Here is a 17,290-nt window from a genome sequence, read left to right as displayed (position 1 = left end):
AGTCTAGTCTCTTTTTAGTTTTATGATTTTTATGTTCTTCAGTACTTTCTACCTGTTTAGTTTCCTCCTTCCACTAGGGGATCAGCAGAAATAGACCATAAACCTCCTCGTCGCTGGTACTTTGTAAATTTCATTGTCATAATCTGTTCTCCTATACTTTCACTAACATTACTTGAAAGGAGGTGAGAAAGTGGCTACCTACAAAAAGTATCCTGTAAGAACTAACTCTAAAGGTTATAAGTGGATGTACCAAGTTGACCTTGGGACTGATCCAGCAACGGGCAAAAGATTACAAAAGTTAAAGAGAGGATTTTATACGAAAAAAGAGGCTGAAGCTGATTGCGCAAAATTAGTCAATCAATATAGCCGCGGTACCGTTGTCACACCAAAGAAACTAATGTTGCATGAGCTGATAGAAAAATGGATCCTTAGCAAAAAGAAGATTCGTGATGTTACCTTAAATAAGTATAAACGTCTTTTAAACAATCATATTATACCGGCTTTAGGTTATATCCAAGTCTCAAAATTAACTGACGAACACTTAAACCTCTTCTATGATCAACTAAAAACAGAAAAAAACCTCTCAAGTACAACCATCAATGATGTCCACAAACTGTGTAAACAAATCCTATCATATGCTGTTAAAAAGAAATTCATTGTTGAGAATGTTGCTAGTATCGTGGAAGCACCTCGTCTAAATAAGAAACAAATCCAAATTTGGGACTATGATGAGTGTAGAAAGTTTCTTGATCACGTTAAAGAGCATCGAGAATATGTAGCATTTCTATTAGCACTAACTACCGGAATGCGGCAAAGCGAGATCTTAGCATTAACCTGGAAACATGTATACTTTGAAAGAAATACAATCTCAGTTGACCAGACATTAGAAAGAGGCACGAGAGCACTAGATCCAAAGGTTAAATCAAAAAATAGTCAACGAAGCATCCGTGTTGATAATGAGACAATGTTAGAACTTAAGAAGCAAAAACGTAGAGTTACTAAAGAGAAGATGTTTTTAGGTGAAGAATATACTGATTTTGACTTAGTGATCCCTACAACAAAAGGAACACCTATTAACCAACGTAACCTGCTGCGAACATTTTACCGCTATATCAAAAAAGCTGGAGTTAGACAAATTGATTTTCATGATATGCGTCACACTCACGCATCGATGTTACTACAAAATGGGGCAAATCCCAAAGCTGTTTCCGAGAGACTTGGACATGATGTTAGAACTCTAATGGAGACATACGCCCACATCATGCCAAATATACAAGAAGAAATTGCAGCCGATTTCGGATCTACTTTTTATCAGAAAAAAACACCTAAAAAACGCAACGCAAAATAATGTGATCAAAATGTGATCAAAACCCTCCTCTCTCTCTTTCAAACACAAAAAAACACGCCTCTCAAAAACTGAGAAGGCGCGTCATTACTGACTTTCTTATAAATGACCCGTACTGGGTTCGAACCAGTGACCTCCACCCTGTCAAGGTGGCGCTCTCCCAGCTGAGCTAACGGATCAAGTTTAGTAATAATTCATAATGATAATTAATAATATACTTGATTACTAGGACAATGTCAATTTAAATTTGGCGCGCCTAGTAGGACTCGAACCTACAACGCAAGAACCGGAATCTTGAATGATATCCCTTTCACCATAGGCGCACAATTCATAAGCGACATATTTTAATATAACGGAAGAGAGAGCAAATGTCAAGCTTACTTGCTCTCTCTCTTCTATTACTTTGCTTCTGATGGACTGCCTTCTTCTAGCATTTTGTTGAAACGTTCACTGATATCTTCTTCCGTGTAGCCAGCTTCTCCTAAACGAGATGCGAGGTTTTTCGCCCATAATTCAAGACGTTGAGCCATTTTCGCATATTTCTTAGATTCAGACCCTTTTACTTGGTTGGCACGGCCTTCTGCATTAGACATCACATTCTCTACGATAAATAAGCTTTTCCAAACCATTTCTTCATCTAGAGTTTCATGAACTTCTCCTAATTCAGCTAAGACGTCACGGTAAAACTTACTAAATTCTTTAAATGAAATTTCCTCGTCCATATTTAAGTAAACTTGAATTTGATCATACAACGCTTGCATGTAATGCACTCTCCTTAATTAACTTATAAATCATTATAGCATATTTTTAAATCAATGTTAGTAATCAGAAAATTACTGACAAAAGAGAAAGAGCTTAAAGGACCTTACCTTTAAGCTCTTTCCAAGACAAATCTGTTTTATTCCTTGCAATAGTCATCAAATGCTTTTTCAAGCTTTTGAACAACTTGGATTGGTTCATGACCTTCAATTTCAAAACGCTCTACCATCGTTTTGATTTCACCATCTTTTAATAAAGCAAATGAAGGGGACGATGGAGCATAGCCTGTAAAGAATTCTCTTGCACGAGCAGTCGCTTCTTTGTCTTGTCCTGCAAAAACGGTAACAAATCGGTCTGGCTTTGTTTCATAATTTTTCATGTAAGCTGCAGCAGGACGAGCAATTCCGCCAGCACATCCGCAAACCGAATTAATCATAACTAACGTCGTTCCTTCTTTTTTTAGTACTTCATCAACCTCTTCAGGAGTTTGTAACTGTTCGTAACCTGCTTCCACCATTTCTTGGCGCGCAACCTTTACTACATCATTCATAAAGAAATTAAATTGTTGCATGGAGTCCTTCACCTCTTAAACGTATGTTACTCTTATTGTAACCCTTTCAGCTAATAAAACCAATTCTTTTGCATATAAAAAGAAAGATCAGCTCGTAAACTGATCTTTCTGCCTATTCTATTGAAGAGCTGTTTCTAGCACTTCAATATTTCTTCTCATTAAACTGAAATAATCATCACCATTTTCAACATCTTCTGCAATAAGGGCCTCTAGATTATGAAGGTAAAGAGCTTCTGCTCCTACTTCCTCTTTCACAACTTCAGCAACCTTCGCCGGGATATTTTGTTCAAACATGACATATTGTAATTCATACTCATTTGCTAATTCGATAATATCAAGCAATTGACGTTGTGATGGCTCATTCGTTGGTGAAATTCCCGCTATTCCAATTTGTTTCACACCATAACGTTCTTCCCAATATCCATAGCCTGCATGTGACACAAGGAATGTATCTTTTTCTGCACTTTCTACCATAGCTTGGAATTCAGCATCGATTGCTTCTAACTCAGCTTTCACATCTTCAAAATTCGCTTGAAATAATTCTTCTTGCTCTGGCAATAGCTCCACAAGGGCATTTTTAATATTCTCTGCAAGAGTAATAGAAAGAATTGGATCTAACCATACATGTGGATCTTCATCATGATCATGGTTATGATCGTGGTCATGACCGTCATGGTCATCATGACTGTGATCGTCATCTTCTTCATGCGCATGGTCATCATGGCTGTGATCGTGATCTTCTTCATGTGCATGGTCATCATGACTGTGATCATGATCTTCTTCATGCGCATGGTCATCGTGGCTATGATCGTCATCTTCTTCATGTGCATGATCATCATGGCTGTGATCGTCATCTTCTTCATGCGCATGGTCATCGTGGCTATGATCATAATCTAATAAATCAATACCTTCAGAGGCCTTGACAATGGCTACCTCTTCACCTTCTAATGTTTCAATTAATGCATCTGCAAAGCCTTCTAGCCCTGCACCGTTGTAAATAAATGCATCTCCTTCTGCCACACTAATCATCTCACGGGCAGTTGGTTCAAATGTATGCGCATCTGCTCCTACAGGGACTATATTTGTGACATTTACAAATTCGCCTCCTATTTTAGTAGCAAAATCTTCTAACGGAAAAATAGTCGTGTATAATTCCAATGTTTCTCCTTCTACTTCCTCAACTGGCTGTTCGTCTGTTGGCTGTTCTGCAGCTTCTTCATTAGCGCCACAAGCAGCTAAAAATGAAGATCCAATTAAAATGGATGCAAATAAGCCTGATAATTTCTTCATAACAATCCCCTTTCGTAACGATTACGTTTTATCACTGTTACAGATTATATCGGAATACTTACGATTTGTAAATATAAAATTACAAACAAAATAAACTTATCTTCAATCACCTTTTGAAGATAAGTTTATTACGTCTATTATGTTTGCTTTGTAAGATCTAAACGTTCTTTGTAGACATCATTTAATTTCTTGTAATGATCAAATAGTTTAGGCATGATGGTACGTAATTGTTCTTCATCACGCTTTTCAATCGCTGCATTAAAAGCATCGGTTAACTTTTTATGTTCATCGACCCACGTTTTATCGATCGCTTCTCCATTTTCAAGTTCGCCTTTTTGTTTCGCTTCCTTTAACTTTTTCTGTAACAAATCACGTTCTGATCGAATCTCTTTCCATTTTTCAATTTCATCTGGAGCATATTTTTCAGCAAGCAACTCATAGTAAAAATCTAAATGGACTTTCAACTCTTGATTCATTTCTTGCTGTTCATGCTGGCAACATTCCTGTTCAGGGTCTTCATTTGGTACTTCTGCTTGTACAGGTGCCAATGAGGTTATCGCGACGGAAGCAAGCAAGACAATTTGTGTAAGTAAAAACAACTGGTGAAAACGTTTCATGAATTGGTCACCCTTTCCTATCTGTTAGTTATAGAGTAACCAGCAGTCACCTTTTTCATGTAATACAAAAAGCTGTTAAGAAAAATGATTTTCTTAACAGCTTTGCCTTTAATAGATAGACGTTGTCTCTTTGCTCATATTTTCTAATATTTCTTTTACTCTTGCTAAGAACCGACCACACACGAGTCCATCTAATACTCGATGATCAAGTGAAAGACACAAATTAACCATACTGCGAATCGCAATCATATCACCAGCTTCGCTTTCCATAACAACAGGTCGTTTCACAATCGATTCTATTGAAAGAATCGCTGCTTGTGGGTGATTAATAATAGGTGTAGAAAGAATAGATCCAAATGAGCCTGTATTATTAACAGTAAATGTTCCACCTTGCATATCTGCTCCACTTAAAGTACCTGTTCGAACTTTATTAGCAAGGTTTTGAACTTCGCGACCAAGCCCTTTGATTGTCTTCTCATCAGCTTGATGAATAACAGGAACAAATAAGGCATCATCTGTTGCTACAGCAAGAGAGATATTAATATCTTTCTTTTGTATGATCTTATCTCCAGCCCACATCGAGTTCAACTGCGGAAATTCTTTTAAAGCTTCCACCGTCGCCTTAATAAAAAATGGAAGAAAGGTTAAATTAAACCCTTCTTTTTCTTTAAAGCTTTGCTTTACTTGATTTCGATAGTGAACGAGTTTTGTAACATCCACTTCTACAGTCATCCAAGCATGCGGGGCTTCGTGTTTACTTTTCACCATATTACTAGCAATTGCTTTTCGAACACCCGAAACAGGAATTTCAATATCTCCCTGCTTTGTCTGAACCAGTTCAGGCTCTTTTTTTACAGAAGGCGTTTGAGTAACCTCGTTTCGAGTTTTAGTATTAGCTACAGGGTCAGTAACTGAACTTACTTTTTTAACTCCACCATTGTCAATAATCTGTTGGAGGTCTTTGCGAGTAATACGACCACCTTTCCCAGATCCTGTTACTTGCTCAAGGTCAATATTATGTTCTTGGGACATACGTAACACTGCAGGTGAGTACCGACGTTTTTGTGATTGATCATTTGCAGGTTCACTAGCCGAACTTTGACTTTTTTCTTCACTTTCTTCTGCCAAAGTCTCACTCGTGCTAGTTTTCCCTTCCACCTCAATCGTACAAATAACCACTCCTACTTCAACCGTTTCGTCTTCTTTCACACGAAGTTCTTTAATGGTTCCTGAATACGAAGACGGTACTTCTGCGTTCACCTTATCTGTCATCACTTCAGCGATCGGATCATACTTATTAACAAATTGACCTGGTTGAACAAGCCATTTGCTAATCGTACCTTCCGTTACACTTTCCCCTAACTGAGGCATTGTCATTTCTGTTGCCACTTCATTCCCTCCTAGCAATTAAAATTCAGCTAGCTCCCGCATTGCTTTCTCAACCTTCTCTGGATTAATCATGAAGTATTTTTCCATCGTTGGTGCATAAGGCATAGCTGGCACATCTGGACCTGCTAAACGTTTGATCGGTGCGTCCAAATCAAATAGACAATGCTCAGCAATGATCGCTGCTACTTCCCCCATAATACTTCCTTCTTTATTATCTTCTGTTATAAGTAAGACTTTCCCTGTCTTACTCGCTGCTTCAATAATCGCATCTTGATCCAAAGGATAAACCGTACGTAAATCAAGAAGATGCACTCCAATGCCTTCCTTTTCCAAGCGCTCTGCTGCTTGCAAGGCAAAGTGTACACATAACCCATACGTAATGACGGTTATATCATCACCTTCCCGTTTCACATCTGCTTTGCCAATCGGAAGGGTATAATCCTCTTCTGGCACTTCCCCTTTGATTAAACGATAAGCACGTTTATGTTCAAAAAACAGAACGGGATCCGGATCACGTATAGCTGCTTTTAACAACCCTTTGACATCATAAGGTGTAGAAGGCATGACAATTTTCAAGCCCGGAACACTTGCAAATATTGCTTCTACAGATTGCGAGTGGTACAGAGCCCCATGAACCCCTCCACCATATGGGGCACGTATTGTAATGGGGCAACTCCAATCGTTATTAGAGCGATATCGTATTTTTGCTGCTTCTGAAATAATTTGATTTACAGCTGGCATAATAAAGTCAGCAAATTGCATTTCAGCAACAGGCTTCATTCCGTACATGGCAGCACCAATTCCGACACCGGCAATCGCGGATTCAGCTAAAGGAGTGTCAATTACTCGTTGCTCGCCGAATTGTTCGTAAAGTCCATTAGTAGCTCGAAATACACCGCCTCTAGCCCCAACATCTTCGCCTAATACAAAGACTTTCTCATCTCGTTCCATTTCCTCTCTTAACGCTTGCGTCACTGCTTCTATATATGAAATAACAGCCATCGTCTTATTCCCCCTTTCTATTCTTCAGCGTACGTATAAAGCATCGTACTTTCTGGGTCTGCATAAGGAGCTTGTTCTGCATATTCAGTAGCTTCATCAATAATTTCTGCTAGCTCTTTTTCGATACTTGTTGCAATTTTTTCCGTTAAGACGCCTACTTCTTTTAAGTAATTTGCAAAAGTAAAAATGGCATCTAATTTCTTCGCTTCTTCTACTTCCTCACGCGAGCGATAAGCCCGATCATCGTCATCACTTGAGTGAGGAGTTAACCGGTAAGACACCGTCTCAATCAAGGACGGTCCTTCACCCTTTCTAGCACGGTCTGCAGCTTGTTTCACGGCTTCAAATACAGCAAGAGGATCATTGCCGTCCACCGTTACTCCTGGCATTCCATATCCAATTGCACGATCTGAGACATTTTTACAAGCCAATTGTTTCTCAATAGGAACAGAAATCGCATATTTATTATTTTCACACATGAAAATAACTGGCAGCTTATGAACTCCAGCAAAGTTTGCACCTTCATGGAAATCACCTTGATTAGAAGAGCCTTCTCCAAAGGTAGTAAAGGTGACAAAATCCTTCCCTTCCATCCTACCCCCCAGAGCAATTCCTACTGCATGCGGGACTTGTGTTGTTACTGGGGATGATCCCGTTACGATACGGTTTTTCTTTTGCCCAAAGTGTCCTGGCATTTGTCGCCCACCTGAATTAGGGTCCTCTGCTTTTGCAAAGCCAGATAGCATAAGGTCCCGAGCTGTCATACCAAATGTAAGTACGACGCCCATATCACGGTAATAAGGTAAGATATAATCCTTATTGCGATCTAGAGCAAATGCTGCCCCCACTTGAGCCGCTTCTTGCCCTTGACAAGAGATTACAAACGGAATTTTCCCCGCACGATTTAAGAGCCACATTCGCTCATCAATTCTCCGAGCAAGAAGCATCGTTTTATACATTTCAAGAACGCTCTCGTCTGATAAGCCTAGTGCATGATGTCGATTTTCAGTCATCTTACTTCCTCCCTCAACAACTATTTAAGAATGTATAGCCAAACCTTCTACAGCTAAAGCAGCTTCCCCGATTACTTCGGACAACGTAGGATGTGGGTGAATCATTTCGGCTATTTCAAAATGAGCAGCATCTAGAACTTTAGCTAAAGCAGCTTCAGAGATTAAATCTGTTACATGCGGTCCAATCATATGAACCCCGAGGACATCTTGATTGCTATCATTAACGATGATTTTAGCAAAACCATCCGATTGCCCATACACCAACGCTTTCCCGACTGCTTTAAATGGGAATTTCCCTATTTTTATCTGGAAACCTTGTTCTGTCGCTTGTTTTTCGGTTAACCCTACACTGGCAATCTCAGGGGAACTATAAATGCATTTTGCAACCGTCTCATAATTAATAGCTTCTGGATTCTTTCCAGCTATATGATCGACAGCGACAATCCCTTCATGCGACGCAACATGAGCTAGCTGCAACCCACCGATCACATCACCGATAGCATACATATGAGATTCTTTCGTTTGATTAAATTCGTTCACAACAATAGCGCCATTCTCTACTTGTATATCCGTATTTTCTAAACCGATATCAGCTACATTGGCACTTCTCCCTACGGAAAGAAGCAGTTGATCAGCATGGTAGACATGTTGTTCTCCGTTGCGCTCAGCTTTAATACTCACGCCTTCGCCTTTTTCTAAGGATTCAGGTAACACTTTCGCGCCTGTTACTAATGTGATTCCTTTTTTCTTCATCAGCCTAGCAGCTTCTTTTGCGATATCCGCATCTTCAGTAGGAAGAATTTGGTTGCTATATTCAATAACCGTCACTTCAACACCAAAATCATTGAGCATGGACGCCCATTCTATTCCAATTACTCCACCGCCCACAATGATGATGGACTTAGGCAAAGATTCAAGAGTAAGAGCATGATCTGAAGTTAAAACATACTTGCCATCGGCACTAAGACCCGGCAACTCACGTGGAGAGGAACCTGTGGCAATGAGTACATATTGTGGAATAAGCATAGTATTTTCTTCACCATCATTATGTTCAATAGAAATCGTACCTGGTGTAGGTGAGAAAATAGACGGTCCAAGGATCCGACCTTTCCCCTCAAACACATCTATTTTCCCTTTTTTCAATAGTTGTTGGACACCACGATGAAGCTGTTCGACGATTGATTCTTTTCTTTCCTGTACTTTTGAAAAATCTAAACTTACATCCCCAGTTAGAACTCCAAAATCACTTGATCGTTTTGCTGTTGCGTATACTTCTGCACTCCTAAGAAGTGCTTTACTCGGGATACATCCTTTATGTAAACATGTACCTCCGAGTTTTTCTTTTTCTACTACTGCTACCTTCATTCCATGCTGGGCTGCGCGTATCGCGGCTACATATCCTCCTGTACCTGCACCCAAAATGACAAGATCATATTCTTCAGCCATCTACCGTTCCCCCTTGCTCTTTCACTCTACAATTGCTTCGAAATTTTATAAAAAGGGAAGATCACCCTTTTTATAAAATTTCTCTATCTTCGTGATAAAATATGTTGTCCGTTTTGTAAGAATTGACGTCTTGAGCGTCTCATTCGTTCAATGCGTTCTTCTGCCATTCGATCTGCGGCTTTAAATGTTGGAATTTGATCGCGTTTTGAGATATCCAACACCTTCTCAATGTTTTGATAAATTCCTTCTACTTTTTTTAGAGCGCGCTCACTGTTGTATCCATTTAGTTCATCAGCAACATTGATAACGCCACCTGCATTAATAACATAATCTGGTGCATAGACAATGCCCATTTCGTGTATAAGGCTTCCATGACGCTCTTCTTTTAACTGGTTATTGGCAGCTCCTGCAATGACCTTTGCCTTTAATTGCGGAATCGTATGATCGTTAATAATGGCTCCTAATGCACAAGGAGCAAAGATATCACACTCAACTCCATAAATTTCGTTCACCTCTACTGCCTTCGCGTTAAAGTCAGTAACTGCACGTTGTACAGCATCCTTATTAATATCAGTTACGATAAGAGAAGCTCCTTCTTCGTGAAGGTGTTTACAAAGGTTATAAGCAACATTCCCGACTCCTTGTACAGCTATTGTTTTCCCAGCTAAATCATCTGTACCAAACGCTTCTTTAGCAGCTGCCTTCATTCCTACATAAACGCCATATGCTGTTACAGGCGACGGATTTCCTGACGAACCAAAGGCCGGAGAAATTCCTGTCACATAATCTGTTTCTTCATATATAGTGTCCATATCTTGCACCGTTGTCCCAACATCTTCAGCTGTAATATAGCGCCCGTTTAAACCTTGAATGTACCGACCAAATGCACGAAACATCTCTTCATTTTTATCTTTTCGTGGATCACCAATAATGACGGTCTTCCCACCACCAAGATTCAAACCTGCCGCTGCATTTTTATAAGTCATTCCTTTTGCCAATCGTAATGCATCCTCAAACGCATCTGCTTCTGTATCATACATCCACATTCTTGTTCCTCCAAGTGCAGGTCCAAGTGTCGTATCATGTATCGCTATAATAGCCTTTAAGCCTGATAATTTATCTTGACAAACAACGACTTGTTCATAATCATAATTTTCCATATAAGAGAATAATTCCATGATGTTTTGTAGCCTCCTTGATTATGTCATCCTTTGATGACACCTTTGCTATCCTCTTTTGCAAAATTCATGCCACAAAAGTAAATTACTTCAATCCTTTTCTAGTCTTCACAAAACGATCACAATCCAAAAACAAACGTGCAATTTTTTTCATAGCCATGCAAGATTTTGCATGCACTTTTATGCAATGTGGTATTTTTCCATTTTATAATAAAGAGATCGTATCGATATTCCCAATGCCTTTGCTGTTTTTGTCCTGTTACCTTCAAAACGTTTTAATGTATCTATGATAACTGACTTCTCGTACTCATTAAGCAAATGCTGAAGATCTCTTTTATCTTCATTTATTAATTCACTTTTTTTATTCGTGTCTTCTACTAATTGACTTGTTGAAGTAAGAGCGGGAAGATGATAGCGCTCCACTTGTCGGCTAGCTGGTTCCATATAAATCATCGTTCGAGCCAAAACGTTTTCTAACTCTCGAACGTTTCCTGGCCATTGATAGTTAGTCAAATACTCTATAGCTTCGGTAGAAATCGCTTGAATATACCTGCCGTAATCTTTATTTAATTTCTGAATCAAATGAATAGCAAGTAGCTCTAAGTCATTCATCCTTTCACGTAATGGGGGAATAGATATCGGGAATTTATTTAACCGATAATAAAGATCTTCACGAAATCGCTGTTCTGCTATTGCCTTTTCTAAATTTACATTAGTTGCAGCAATAATTCTCACATCAATCGATATCGGTTTTGTCCCTCCAACCCTCACGATTTCTTGTTCTTGAAGAACTCGTAATAACTTAGCTTGCATCGAACTAGATAACTCACCTAGCTCATCAAGAAAAATGCTCCCCTTATGTGCTTCTTCAAATAACCCTCTTTTCCCTCCACGTTTCGCTCCTGAAAAGGCACCTTCTTCATAACCGAATAATTCACTTTCTAACAATTGTTCAGATAAGGCTGCACAATTCACACGAATAAATGAATCGTTTTTCCGATTGCTTTCATTATGTATGGCATGAGCAAACAGCTCTTTCCCTGTACCTGATTCTCCTCTCAAAAGAATAGTCGCAGGTGTGGATGCTGCTAACTTCGCTTGTTCAATTGCCACTTTCATTTCAGTAGAGGTTCCAATGATCTCATTAAACGAATACTTGGCCTCAAGAGTTTGAATTCTTTTCTTTGCTTTTTCAAGCTGACCATGTAAGGACTTTAATTCCGAAACGTCATGAATGACCCCAACACTTCCTCTTTTCTTTCCATCAACGATTATAGGAGCTACATTCACGATAACGTCCTTTTTCGTTGGACCAACCTTTAACGAGACGCCTCTTACTGGTTTACCCGTTTCAAGCACTTGTAAATGCATGCTCTCGCCTTCTGAAATATCAGCTGTTGCCGGTTGCCCTATAACATCCTCAGGTTGCAAACCTGTTAAGCGGGTGTAAGCTGGATTTGTCATTAGTCCGATGCCATTCTCATCAACAACGGAGATGGCATCAGCTGATGATTGAATAATGGCCTCGAGCATCGTTTGAATACTTTTTAAGTTCGTTACCTGATCGGCCATATCAACAATATCTGTTATATCTTTAAATACAGCTAACGCTCCAATGCAACGACCTTCCTCAATCATCGGTACTCTTGTTGTAATCACAGTTGCCCCGTTTTTCAGTTGCTGCTTACGGTTATGTTCTGCTTGTTGGGTTTTCATCACACGTGGAAGACCACTTGATTGCATTATCTCAAGTAGAGGCCTGCCAATAGCTTCTTGAGCTTTTGTTCCAGAAATTCGTTCAGCCGCTTCGTTAAATATAAGAATTTGCTCATCTGTATTGATAGCAATCATTCCATCGTGAGTTGAGTTTAATATTGTTTCTTGAATGGACATTTGCTCATTTAGCGTAATGATAAGTTGGTCCTTTTCCTTCAATAACGTATAGAAGAGACGGGCAAGTTGAGAAGGAACAATCATAGTGTCTGGTTGGACTGTTCGTCTAAGTTCTGTTACAACACCCGGATCTCCCGTAGATTCAAAAATAAAGTCTACCTTTTCATTCTGCAAGTCTCTCCAATTAGACCCCGTCTTTACATGGTGTTTCTTTGCTTCAAAAATACCGGGAGCCGCTGAACGAATATCATACACGGCAACAACATAAATGTGTTCCATATTCATAAGCATACGAAACAACGCCGTTCCACCTTGTCCAGCACCAATGATAACCGCTCGTTTCATCACGACTCCTCCTTTTTATGACTTGGTCTTAACTTCTACTATTAATTATCTCCCTTAACTATTACGCAAATGACACAAAAATGCAACTACTAACATGTACACTTTCAAGTTTTTTCGTTAAGATAGAAGTATGAGTTTATTATGAAAGAGGAATGTTCATGGGACGTTTTATTGCGTTAATGATATTAGTTATACCTGGTGTTATTGCTGGTTATGGTATTAAATTAATGCGAGATACCATTTTTCAAATAGTGAATAGCCCATTTCCCAATTTGTCGTTACAATTTCTCATAGGGCTGCTTTTGTTCTTTGCTGGATTAAGCTTTATCGGAGGCTTCATCTTTTACCGCGACCGCAAAAACGGGAAAATCGCACCACGATTTCAAAAGAAGTAAAAATCTTGTAAAGCATCGTAGGGTGACTCTATGTAAGAGTCACCCTCCTTGTTGTTTCTTCATAATTCCAATTTGATCAATCATACGCAAAAATTTCGAGCTATCAACAATTTTAGAAAATGAATATCTTTCAGCAATAAGCACAAAAAGCGCTGACAGACAAAGTAAAACAACCTGCATTCCTAATGGCAAATGATACACCGAAAAAACCGCCATAATTGCACCTACAAGTGTTGCCCCATTATCGCCAAGCATCGCCTTTTTATATCCTTCTAACACATACCAAATATAAAACGCAGCTAAAAGCATCAGGATAAACCGAAACGAAGGCAGAGGATTAACAAGTAGCGTCACTAATACAAATGAAAATGTTACTTTCCAGACCCGTAGCGGCCGTGTATCAAATAAATTCATAACATGAGGCAGTCCTACACATAAAGAGAAAGCTATAAATGCTACTAGGAGAGAAAATGGAAAGGCTCCTGTTACAAACAACACAGAAAAGATAATCGTTCCTACTGCTTTTACTAAACCAGTTGTGATCGTTTTTTTGTGTAGAGCATAACCAACATGCCCCCTTAACCCTTTTGGATATGGTTTTCCCCATATATCATCAATGAGCCCTAATATCCAGATCGAAGTAATGAATAAAAAGGATAGAAGCGAAAATGACTGTAATCCAGTAGAAAGAGCATAAAAGTAACCATAACTATAAATAATGACGATACCTAAACTATATGGAACAAACTTATTTTCAAAGTTGTAGGCACCGAGCTTCATTGTTTGGAATGCGATCATACTTAAATAAGCAATGATTGGCATAGAAACAAAGAAAGCGATCATGATTGAACCCCTCTAAGTTGTCTTTCAATATCAACCCATTGTTTTAAGCGATGATAAAATCCTTTCACATCTCGTCCCATTTCGCGATGCTTCATCGTTGTTGGAATTTCTAGACAAGTTGCTCCCGCTTTCAATAAATCAATGGTCATTTGTGTCTCAACTCCAAATCCGTGGTACGTTTTTGTAAGCAAGACTGGAAGCCACTTTCTATGAAAAGCTCGTTGCCCTGATAAAGGGGCTTCTAGTTTGACACCCGTCTTCTTATAAACAATGGATTGTACCCGCCTTTTTACAACACCCATCCCAGATTTTTTTCCAGGATTGATTATCGAAATAGTCATATCTACTTCTCCATTTTGAATTGGCTGAAGAAGGGAAAAAGCTTCACTTGCGGACTCTTCAAGATCTGCATCCAGACAGACGATGTACGTCCCTCTAGCTTCTTTCCAACCTTGTTGAATGGCATATCCTTTTCCGCGATTCGTTGGATAGGAGACCACTTTATCAGCATGTTTCTCCGCTATTTCCTTCGTACCGTCACTACTTCCATCATCAACAACAATTATTTCACTCTGCTTCTCGTTGTTAGCCTTGAGCGCAAGTAATGTATTTTCAATTGTTTTCTCTTCATTAAAGGCCGCAATGACAAATGATGTTTCAATCATGACGTAGTACCTCCTTCTTTCTCCACCCTCCAAAGCGTTCTGATACAAGTTGTTGAATGGTTTCGAGCAACGAAGGTTTTAACGAATTTTGTCGTTGCCCATGTATAGAGAAGATAGATGAATGCGCAAGCTGATGGATTCCTTTTAAGTCTGTAATCTTATCCCCGGCTTGAATTCGGCATAGCCAAGTCGACCCCATTCCCGCTCGACCCTTTTCAAGAAATTCGGTCATTCCTATTCTACAACCTATTAAATAAAGTCGACTTGCTCCTGACCAATAAGTCGCAGTTATCGCCACGTCTTCACTTGTTCCTACGAAGCGTATGGTTTCAACGATTAAGCCCATATTCTCTAGCCGTTCTTTCCCCGGCGAAGTCCCATTGGGATGTTCATGACAAATTAACTGTGCACCGCAATAGACGGCTTGTTCACTTATTGAATCCATATCACCTATTATATAGTCAGGAATAATTTTATGTTTCAACAGTCCATCTGCTGCACCATCTACTGCAACTATGACCGTTCCTTTTCTCATCAATGCGTGGCGAACAGCCTTGATATCTTTTTCATAATGCGTATTTCTTGCTACAATGAATACTTCCTTCTTATCGATCGCAGCAAAGGATAAAGGAATATCAGGGATCTGTTGGAACCACCCACACTCTTTTTCGGCATAACGTAAAGTATTACGAACGAATTTATCATATTGCGCAGAGTAATTCGTTTGAGCTTGGTTTGTTTTTTCCTCAATCATTCCCTTCGTATACGGAAGCAATGTTGCTACAAATATCGGTTCAAAATCTTTATTATCTACATATAATTCATCTTGAAAAATAATCGCTTCTTCACCTTGATATGGTTTCTCCTGTTTAGCAGAAGAAATCACATCAAAGACTGGAATTCCAGCTTGAAGAAGAGTATTTACATGTTGTTGTGGATAACTGCCTGTCATGGATGCTCTTCCGTTGACGACCGCTTTTACCTGTGCATTTATCAAGCCATCGACCGCAACTCCATCAAGATCCTCATGCCAGAGAAAAACAATACTTCTCTTTGGCAAAAAATGTAGCAATTTTTTCGTTTGTTCATGCTCATAGATAGGTCCTTTTATTAGATTCATCATTTGAAAACCCTCTTTGCACCGTTTGGTCATAATATGAGCAATTTTTACGATTTTATTTATCTTTTCAATGCATTCCCTTTCTTAGTCTTTTATGTTATAAAACGAAAAAAGCACTCCCTATAGTCGGAATGCTACCATCGCCCTTTTTCTTTTCCTTTTTTCCATAAACGAAAAATGACTAACACTACAATTAACTTTACAGCCATTGCCAATCCGACCGTGAATACGGCTGTTACTTTACTACTGAACAAAGGATCCCTCCTCTCCTATCTATTTATTACTATATAGATAGTGGAAACCCTTTTATTTTTTAAGAATATTACTTTTTCACTTTATTTCCCACAAAAAAAACACTTCATTTTGAAGTGTTTTTCCTTAATCATCTTCTTGCTGTTTCTTTCAAGAAACTTTGTGCTCAATTCTTAGTTTGTCAGCCACCATCGCAATAAACTCACTGTTAGTTGGTTTCGCTTTAGAATGACTAACTGTATATCCGAATAAGCTAGAAATAGAATCAATATTACCGCGACTCCATGCAACTTCAATCGCATGACGAATCGCACGTTCTACTCGGCTCGAAGTAGTATTAAATTTCTTTGCAATATCTGGATAAAGAACTTTTGTAATAGACCCTAATAATTCGATGTCATTATATACCATTGTAATGGCTTCACGAAGGTACATATACCCTTTAATATGAGCAGGGACACCAATTTCATGAATAATACTAGTGATACTCGCATCTAAATTAAAGCTTTGAGGTTCTACTGATCTAGCCGAATTATTCGAGATAAATGAGCTCGTCGGCGCTTGTTGAATGAAGGACCTTGATTGACCACTAATTTCCCGGATATTTGAGATTAACACTTCCATATCAAATGGTTTTAATACATAATACGCTGCTCCTAGATCAACCGCTTTTTTCGTCACATCTTCTTGACCAAATGCTGTTAACATAATAATGTTCGGCTTTTTCTTTAGATTTAATTTGTGAATTCTTTCTAATACCGCCAAACCATCTAAATGAGGCATAATAATATCTAATATCAACACGTCTGGTTCTTTATCCTCAATCAAACTTAAGCATTCCTGGCCATTATATGCTGTCCCCACAACCTCTAAATCATTCTGAGCTGATATGTATTCATTGAGTAGATTAACTAACTCACGATTATCATCCGCAATACAAACTTTAACTTTTTGCACAATAATGCCTCCTCTGTCCTTTTTTTTGTCATAAATTAACGTTTTCGACAACGAATTTTAATTCCCTTTATTTTTTTTTATTTTAATTAGATTTTTTTAGATTTTCTTATCTTTCCTTCACTATACTACGTTTTTCGACCTCATTCGAACGTTGACAAAACTTTTTTATCCTCTTTGTCGAATTTTCTTTACTCTTTAATCATATCACAA

At 38.8% G+C, this 17,290-nt stretch carries 16 protein-coding genes and 2 tRNA genes; 2 read left to right on the top strand and 16 right to left on the bottom strand.

All coding sequences use genetic code 11. The features are described from left to right. Positions 1-190 precede the first annotated feature (190 nt). The gene (locus N0O92_RS20335) at positions 191-1,348 is read left to right on the top strand and encodes a site-specific integrase (protein WP_315616471.1); all 1,158 of its coding nucleotides are present in this window, start codon (positions 191-193) and stop codon (positions 1,346-1,348) included. Between the two features lie 103 nt (positions 1,349-1,451). Here the strand turns inward: N0O92_RS20335 and N0O92_RS20330 are convergent. From N0O92_RS20330 to N0O92_RS20275, 12 genes are all read right to left on the bottom strand, one after another. Beyond that, positions 1,452-1,524, bottom strand: a tRNA-Val gene (locus N0O92_RS20330). A 69-nt stretch (positions 1,525-1,593) separates the two neighbouring features. Next, positions 1,594-1,668 (bottom strand) — tRNA-Arg (locus tag N0O92_RS20325). Positions 1,669-1,743: 75 nt separating this feature from the next. After that, positions 1,744-2,106, bottom strand: coding sequence for a hypothetical protein (locus N0O92_RS20320; RefSeq protein ID WP_315616470.1), 363 nt, complete (start codon positions 2,104-2,106; stop codon positions 1,744-1,746). 137 nt (positions 2,107-2,243) lie between these two features. Then, complete coding sequence (locus tag N0O92_RS20315) at positions 2,244-2,675, bottom strand: BrxA/BrxB family bacilliredoxin (protein WP_315616469.1); 432 nt, start codon at positions 2,673-2,675, stop codon at positions 2,244-2,246. A gap of 117 nt (positions 2,676-2,792) precedes the next feature. After that, entirely contained in the window at positions 2,793-3,965 is a 1,173-nt protein-coding gene (locus tag N0O92_RS20310) for a metal ABC transporter solute-binding protein, Zn/Mn family (protein WP_315616468.1), read from the bottom strand. 137 nt (positions 3,966-4,102) lie between these two features. Further along, positions 4,103-4,582: a hypothetical protein gene (locus N0O92_RS20305; protein WP_315616467.1), complete on the bottom strand. Its 480-nt coding sequence runs from the start codon at positions 4,580-4,582 to the stop codon at positions 4,103-4,105. 108 nt (positions 4,583-4,690) lie between these two features. Continuing rightward, positions 4,691-5,971: a dihydrolipoamide acetyltransferase family protein gene (locus N0O92_RS20300; RefSeq protein WP_315616466.1), complete on the bottom strand. Its 1,281-nt coding sequence runs from the start codon at positions 5,969-5,971 to the stop codon at positions 4,691-4,693. Positions 5,972-5,989: 18 nt separating this feature from the next. Further along, positions 5,990-6,973, bottom strand: coding sequence for an alpha-ketoacid dehydrogenase subunit beta (locus N0O92_RS20295; protein WP_315616465.1), 984 nt, complete (start codon positions 6,971-6,973; stop codon positions 5,990-5,992). 17 nt (positions 6,974-6,990) lie between these two features. Then, on the bottom strand, positions 6,991-7,986 hold the full coding sequence (locus N0O92_RS20290; protein WP_315616464.1) for a thiamine pyrophosphate-dependent dehydrogenase E1 component subunit alpha: 996 nt from the start codon (positions 7,984-7,986) through the stop codon (positions 6,991-6,993). 24 nt (positions 7,987-8,010) lie between these two features. After that, the gene (gene lpdA / locus N0O92_RS20285; RefSeq protein ID WP_315616463.1) at positions 8,011-9,432 is read right to left on the bottom strand and encodes a dihydrolipoyl dehydrogenase; all 1,422 of its coding nucleotides are present in this window, start codon (positions 9,430-9,432) and stop codon (positions 8,011-8,013) included. Between the two features lie 83 nt (positions 9,433-9,515). Then, on the bottom strand, positions 9,516-10,610 hold the full coding sequence (bcd, locus tag N0O92_RS20280) for a branched-chain amino acid dehydrogenase (protein WP_315616462.1): 1,095 nt from the start codon (positions 10,608-10,610) through the stop codon (positions 9,516-9,518). 180 nt (positions 10,611-10,790) lie between these two features. Continuing rightward, positions 10,791-12,848 (bottom strand): sigma 54-interacting transcriptional regulator, encoded by a 2,058-nt coding sequence (locus N0O92_RS20275; protein WP_315616461.1) that lies wholly within the window; start codon positions 12,846-12,848, stop codon positions 10,791-10,793. Between the two features lie 158 nt (positions 12,849-13,006). On the opposite strand from N0O92_RS20275, the gene N0O92_RS20270 reads away from it, so the two are divergent. Beyond that, on the top strand, positions 13,007-13,243 hold the full coding sequence (locus tag N0O92_RS20270; RefSeq protein WP_315616460.1) for a DUF2627 domain-containing protein: 237 nt from the start codon (positions 13,007-13,009) through the stop codon (positions 13,241-13,243). A 39-nt stretch (positions 13,244-13,282) separates the two neighbouring features. Here the strand turns inward: N0O92_RS20270 and N0O92_RS20265 are convergent, their stop codons facing one another. From N0O92_RS20265 to spo0A, 4 genes are all read right to left on the bottom strand, one after another. Next, entirely contained in the window at positions 13,283-14,086 is an 804-nt protein-coding gene (locus tag N0O92_RS20265) for a hypothetical protein (protein ID WP_315616459.1), read from the bottom strand. Next, positions 14,083-14,751, bottom strand: a complete 669-nt coding sequence (locus tag N0O92_RS20260; RefSeq protein ID WP_315616458.1) for a glycosyltransferase family 2 protein — start codon at positions 14,749-14,751, stop codon at positions 14,083-14,085. Before N0O92_RS20260 ends, N0O92_RS20265 begins: the two co-directional genes overlap by 4 nt. Beyond that, positions 14,744-15,874, bottom strand: a complete 1,131-nt coding sequence (gene steA / locus N0O92_RS20255; protein ID WP_315616457.1) for a putative cytokinetic ring protein SteA — start codon at positions 15,872-15,874, stop codon at positions 14,744-14,746. Before steA ends, N0O92_RS20260 begins: the two co-directional genes overlap by 8 nt. Positions 15,875-16,273: 399 nt before the next feature. Beyond that, a complete protein-coding gene (gene spo0A, locus N0O92_RS20250) occupies positions 16,274-17,080 on the bottom strand; it encodes a sporulation transcription factor Spo0A (RefSeq protein ID WP_315616456.1) in 807 nt (268 codons plus the stop codon). Positions 17,081-17,290: the final 210 nt, after the last annotated feature.

The organism is Alkalihalobacillus sp. MEB130 (genome assembly GCF_032335535.1).
Lineage (GTDB): Bacteria > Bacillota > Bacilli > Bacillales > Bacillaceae_D > Halalkalibacter.
Note: the sequence above shows the minus strand (reverse complement) of the source record. Positions and strands in the feature narration are given on the sequence as shown.